Genomic DNA, 5,613 nt, shown 5'->3' with positions numbered 1-5,613 from the left:
GGTGGCGACTTCTGGAATTACCCCAGCTTGGAGACTTTGATAATCGGCAACACCAGCATCGAGGAAAACTACGGTAGCGGTTAAACGCTGATTTCTCGCACTATTCACCTGATTAGCTTGACTCAAGCCATCAGATTGAGCAAAATTGAATAAAATATCGTCAATAGCAGGAAGAATCGGCAACAGTGAAGAAGTCATGACACTGACAGCAAAGGTTTATTGCTAACAGTTTTAGCCCAACAATCCCCAATTTTTCAATGGTGCTGTAACAAAAATTAAGATTATACAGAAAACGGGTTTCTTTGAGAAACCCGTTTTCTCTGTTGAGAATGTAGGATAAGGACAAGTCGAGAAGGCAGGCAATCAGCTTCGGGAAAATGTCACAGAAACCGCTTATGTTATTTAGCCATTCTTGGGGTGGTCGGTATGATTATCGGAATGGGTGGCGACCTATTTTTCGATTGTTTTTTTTAATTCTCGTCGCTAACATTCCGCAAGTTATAGCCGAACCTTTAGATAAATATTGCCTCTCACCAGTAGAGCGAAAACCCGAGACGAGATTAACATTATCCCCGAATAAAACAGCACGAGTAACAATCCCAATGCGGGGCCAATCGTTGGAGGTAGTCGTCTCCGGTGTCGATACCCTGCTACTGAAACGGAAAGGCACTCCAACGCCTCTGGTATCGGTGAGGGCCCCGCAATACGATTACGGCCAGATTGACGCTCTGGTTTCGACACAAGATGGTTGGCTCTGGATCGATGGAGGACAAATCGATTACATGGCCCGGCTCGATCTGAATGCTAACCCCCCTACCCTTGGTACACCGAAGGCACTTCCCGAACTCTACGAGCGACCCTGCTCGTTTTGGCATCGTTTCTGGGGTAACTGTATCATCGCTCAGGGAGTTTACAGCCAGGCGTTGGATCGCGTATTGATCACTGGTCATCCCGCTACATTTTGGGGACGATCATCCCTCACCACCTTGGAGATCATTGCTGGAAAAGCGAAAGAGATGGGGTCGATCGCACGGGGTGCTAGTCTTGTTTACCCCGTTTATGATGTCCCGCGATTACGAGGTATTTTGCTCAGAGGCATAAAAGATGAGTTGTTCTTTTACGATGGGATTACTGTCACCACCATACTTTCAGGAGAAAGTGCGCGGAGTCGGAACGGTATAACTGGGTGGTACATCGACAGCACTCACTCTGGGAGAACTTTCGTAACTAACGCTGGTCGTTTCCGCGATCCTTTTCTTAGGGAAATAAAAGCAGGGCCACTGGCGATAGCGATCGCTGTTCCCAAGACACTCGCCGGAAGTTGGTTGAGTTTGTTTCAAAAAGTGGATAAGGAGCCGTTGTGGGGAATTACCCGTCAGTCCCTTTTTGTGGAAATACAAGGCACTTTCAAACCGGTCGCTACCGTTCGAGAGGGAGCTTTTCTAGAGGGACCGGCCGGTATCGAACAGTCGTCAGATGGCTCGATCACTTTCACCGTTAAGGACAAAACCACGGGGCGCTCTACCGATTACCTGCTCGCACGCTCCTCTGTGACAGGCCCGTGCGGGATTCGTTTAAATGCCCGAAGACCGATATTGCTCACCCCGTAGTTTTTCCCAGGATAGACATTGCCCACCACCGTTAAATAAGAGTGTGAACTACTCTCGGTTTGTTTCTGGCATTTTTCTTGACCAAAAAACCTAAACCCCTTTCTAGCAAAGCTTTCACTGATATTCAGCTAACCCTAAGTAAATCTCCTTAAGAGCGATCGCATAAGCACCATTCGCCTTTCCTAAAACCTCATCACTGACAACCTCAATCTCAGGAAGTTGAGTGAAATCTCGGCTTTTCCACTGCTGTTGTAGTTCTGTCGCCTTAACCACATCATAACTTGCTCCAAAAGCGGTTTCTAAATTCGCCCAAAAACCATCAGATTGAGCGAAATTGAACAAAACATCGTCAACAGAAGGAAGGCTCGGCAAAAGGGTAGAAGTCATGACATTAACTGCAAAAGTTTATTGCTAACAGTTTTAGCCCAACAATCCCCAATTTTTCAAGACTTCCATAACATAAATTTACAGAAAACGGGTTTTTTCGAGAAACCCGTTTTCTCGATAGGGTTTAAAGATAAATGGGTGGGCAGTGCAGCGGCCTAGGGTTCTGATAAAATATGAAGTGTAACTGGATTAGGCATCGTCCCTGATTGCCGATGCTGACTGGGGATAACTGCCATGGGTTCTACTACTTAGAAAAAAATTATCAAGTTTGTGTTGATCACTCAAGGAGAAATTTTTATGGAAATATCTCGCCCTAATCAAGCAGAATTAACCGCCGAAGAACAACAGGAACTAGAAAAGTTACGGGCTATTATAGAACAGGCTAGTGTTGATGGCGTGATCACTCAAGGGGAAAGGGAAAGAATCGCCCTAGCTATGAGGTCTGATGGTAAAGTGACCCTAGAAGAATTAGAGTTAGTCAGAACTTTAATTACCGAAAAAGTGAGCAAAGGGGAATTAGTTCTCGATTATCTTTAAACTCTGAAAAATCAGATAAAAAAAGACGGGGTGAAAACCCCGTCCTATTTGTCAAGAATTATGACAAATCCTTGACTTGTGATACTAATTGTGCTACCACATCTTGAGCGCTACCAAAGAGCATAAAGGTTTTGGGATTGTAGAATAATTCGTTTTCTACCCCGGCAAAACCCGATCGCATACTGCGCTTAATCACGATCGTGTGCTGTGCCTTATCCACGTCGAGGATTGGCATTCCATAAATCGGACTAGCTTTATCGTGACGGGCAGCGGGATTAACCACATCATTCGCCCCAATAATTAAGGCCACATCGACGCGCTCAAACTCAGGATTAATATCATCCATGTCGTAGAGTTGCGGATAGGGAACATTAGCTTCGGCCAATAATACATTCATGTGGCCGGGCATTCTTCCCGCCACGGGGTGAATAGCATATTTAACCTCAACGCCATTTTTTTCCAACTGTTCAGCCAATTCTCGCACTGCGTGTTGTGCTTGGGCCACTGCCATGCCGTAACCGGGTACAATCACCACAGAACGCGCATAACCGAGCATCATGGCCCCTTCTTCTGAATCAATAGCGTGAACCGATTTATCAAGGCTAGAAGTGGCGCTCGCTTCGCCCCCAGCACTAGCACCTGTACCAAATACCCCAAATAGTACACTAGCCAGCGATCGATTCATGGCTTTACACATGATCTGAGTCAGGATAATCCCCGACGCACCCACCAAAGCACCGGCGATGATCAGCATACTATTCATCAGGATAAAACCGACCACGCTGGCGGCAAGTCCCGAAAAAGAGTTTAAGAGGGAGATAACCACGGGCATATCGCCGCCGCCGATGGGAAGCACGAATAAAGCCCCGAAAATTAAGGAAAGTGCCACCAAGGTCAGGAAAACATCGATCGAGGTGGGATCAAAAAAGAGATAGACACTACCCCCTAAAAAGGTGAGTAGCAAGAGAATGTTAAAGGGTTGTTGGAAAGGAAAAGTTACGGGGGCGCCACTGATTAATTCCTGTAATTTGGCAAAAGCGAGGACACTACCGGTAAAAGTGACACCGCCGATCAATATACCCAAAATAGCGATCAGTATCGAGTCAAAGGCAATATTTTCACCACTTTGCAGTAAGCGCCAATATTCGCCCATGGCAATTAAAGCACTGGCAGCACCGCCTAAACCGTTAAAAATCGCCACCATTTGGGGCATAGCTGTCATCGGGACTTTTTGCGCCGAAACTAGACCGATAATTGAGCCAATCACCAACGCCACGGCGATTAAACCATAGCTGAGGATTTCTTGATTGATTAAGGTGGCAATAATGGCGATTAGCATCCCGATGGCAGCCAAAAAATTGCCTTGACGGGCGGTAGCGGGGGAAGATAATTGTTTAAGACCGATGATAAATAAAATGGCGGCGAGTAGATAGGATAACTCGATCCCTGTGATAAGGGCATTATTCATGATTTAGCCTCTTTTTTCTTGAACATTTGCAGCATTCGATCGGTAACGACAAAACCACCGACCACGTTAACCATCGCCAAAATAACGGCAATTAACCCTAAAATTACGGTTAATTCGTGCCAATCCGTGCCTCCGGCGATGAGGAGCGCACCGACAACGGCGATACCTGAAATTGCATTCGCTCCCGACATCAGGGGTGTATGGAGAGTGGGAGGAACTTTATTGATCACCTCGAAACCGACAAAGGAAGCGAGGACAAATACCACTAAAGCGGTTAAAAGTTGGGCAGTCATTGGTTAATTAAAAAGGGGATAGGGGTTGGGGATTGGGGAAGTGGGGTGTGGGGTGTGGGGTGTGGGGTGTGGGGAGAATACTGCCTCCTAACTCCTGACTCCTGACTCCTGCCTCCTGAATCCTGATAGCTAAAAAGCGGATAACTGTTCACTGAGGGCGGATTTAATGCGTTGGTTGCGGATTTCGCCAGCGTGGGTGACACAGGCACTATCAATGATGTCATCGGCAAAATCGAGGTTTAAACTGCCCTCTTTGCTGACTAGAAGCTGTAGCAGCATTTGCAGGTTTTTGGCGTACATCTGGCTGGCATTGGTGGCCACTGTGGCAGGAAGATTAACGGCTCCGACGATTTTTACCCCATTTTCGATGATTTCTCGTCCCGGTTGGGTGTAGGCGCAATTTCCGCCCTGTTCCGCCGCTAAATCAACGATTACCGACCCCGCTTTCATGGTGGCGATCATTTCTTTGGTGACTAGCAGCGGGGCCTGTTTCCCCGGTACTTGGGCGGTGGTGATCACCACATCAGCCCGCTTAATTGGTTCCGTTAGGGCTTGACAAATGCGCTCCTGTGTGCTAAGAGAAACCTCTTTGGCATAACCGTTATCGGCGACGGTATCTTCTTCTAGGGGCATTTCAATAAATTTCGCCCCGACACTCTGTACTTCTTCTTTGACTTGGGGACGAATATCAAAAGCCTCCACCACTGCCCCCAAACGGCGGGCGGTGGCGCAAGCTTGCAATCCGGCAACTCCTGCCCCCAATACCAGCACCTTGGCTGGGGCGATCGTACCGGCGGCGGTAGTCATCATCGGGAACATTTTCGGCAGCTCAACGGCGGCGAGGAGTACCGCTTTGTAACCGGCGAGGTTAGCCTGAGAGGAGAGGGCATCCATACTCTGGGCGCGACTACTGCGGGGAATTAATTCCATGCTCAAAGCTGTAATCCCGCGCTCGGCTAATTTGGCAATGCGCCGGGGTTGACGCAGGGGATCGAGAAAGCCGATGAGAATACCACCATTTTTGAGGCGATCGATCTCGCTATCGCTAGGAGGGACGACTTTGAGAATAATATCAGCAGTTTCATAGATATATTCGCTGTTTTCGCTCAGGGCGGCTCCCACGGCACTATAGGCACTATCGGCAAAGTTAGCGCTAATTCCCGCCCCATTTTGGACCATTACCTCAAATCCCGCCTTGACTAAACGGGCGACGGTATCCGGCACTAGCGCCACCCGCGCCTCGCCTTGGTCACTTTCTTTGATTACGCCGATTTTCATGGCTGGGTTTCTCCTTAGTAAGTCCTTCTCTTGTCTTATG

At 47.9% G+C, this 5,613-nt stretch carries 7 protein-coding genes; 2 read left to right on the top strand and 5 right to left on the bottom strand.

Features of this window, described 5'->3' with window-relative positions:
* The coding region (locus PX484_RS10200; RefSeq protein ID WP_288103721.1) for a hypothetical protein at positions 1 to 198 on the bottom strand (198 nt) is incomplete at its 3' end.
* A gap of 404 nt (positions 199 to 602) precedes the next feature.
* On the opposite strand from PX484_RS10200, the gene PX484_RS10195 reads away from it, so the two are divergent.
* Positions 603 to 1,610 (top strand): hypothetical protein, encoded by a 1,008-nt coding sequence (locus PX484_RS10195; protein WP_287668724.1) that lies wholly within the window; start codon positions 603 to 605, stop codon positions 1,608 to 1,610.
* Between the two features lie 114 nt (positions 1,611 to 1,724).
* On the opposite strand, the gene PX484_RS10190 is transcribed toward PX484_RS10195, so the two are convergent.
* Positions 1,725 to 1,997, bottom strand: coding sequence for a hypothetical protein (locus PX484_RS10190; protein ID WP_287767439.1), 273 nt, complete (start codon positions 1,995 to 1,997; stop codon positions 1,725 to 1,727).
* Between the two features lie 297 nt (positions 1,998 to 2,294).
* Between PX484_RS10190 and PX484_RS10185 the strand changes: the two genes are divergently transcribed.
* Positions 2,295 to 2,534, top strand: a complete 240-nt coding sequence (locus tag PX484_RS10185) for a hypothetical protein (protein WP_002757689.1) — start codon at positions 2,295 to 2,297, stop codon at positions 2,532 to 2,534.
* 58 nt (positions 2,535 to 2,592) lie between these two features.
* Here PX484_RS10185 and PX484_RS10180 read toward each other — a convergent pair whose 3' ends face one another.
* From PX484_RS10180 to PX484_RS10170, 3 genes are all read right to left on the bottom strand, one after another.
* Positions 2,593 to 4,002: an NAD(P)(+) transhydrogenase (Re/Si-specific) subunit beta gene (locus PX484_RS10180; protein ID WP_287767441.1), complete on the bottom strand. Its 1,410-nt coding sequence runs from the start codon at positions 4,000 to 4,002 to the stop codon at positions 2,593 to 2,595.
* Positions 3,999 to 4,295 carry an NAD(P) transhydrogenase subunit alpha part 2 gene (locus tag PX484_RS10175; RefSeq protein ID WP_002733247.1) on the bottom strand — a complete coding sequence of 99 codons (297 nt, stop codon included), beginning with the start codon at positions 4,293 to 4,295 and terminating at the stop codon, positions 3,999 to 4,001. Before PX484_RS10175 ends, PX484_RS10180 begins: the two co-directional genes overlap by 4 nt.
* Before the next feature lie 129 nt (positions 4,296 to 4,424).
* Positions 4,425 to 5,573 (bottom strand): Re/Si-specific NAD(P)(+) transhydrogenase subunit alpha, encoded by a 1,149-nt coding sequence (locus tag PX484_RS10170; RefSeq protein WP_002801274.1) that lies wholly within the window; start codon positions 5,571 to 5,573, stop codon positions 4,425 to 4,427.
* Between the last annotated feature and the right edge of the window lie 40 nt (positions 5,574 to 5,613).

It is taken from the genome of Microcystis sp. M49636_WE2, assembly GCF_030065375.1.
GTDB lineage: Bacteria > Cyanobacteriota > Cyanobacteriia > Cyanobacteriales > Microcystaceae > Microcystis > Microcystis aeruginosa_C.
The sequence above is the reverse complement of the archived record's forward strand: the minus strand, read 5'-3'. Positions and strand labels throughout refer to the sequence as shown.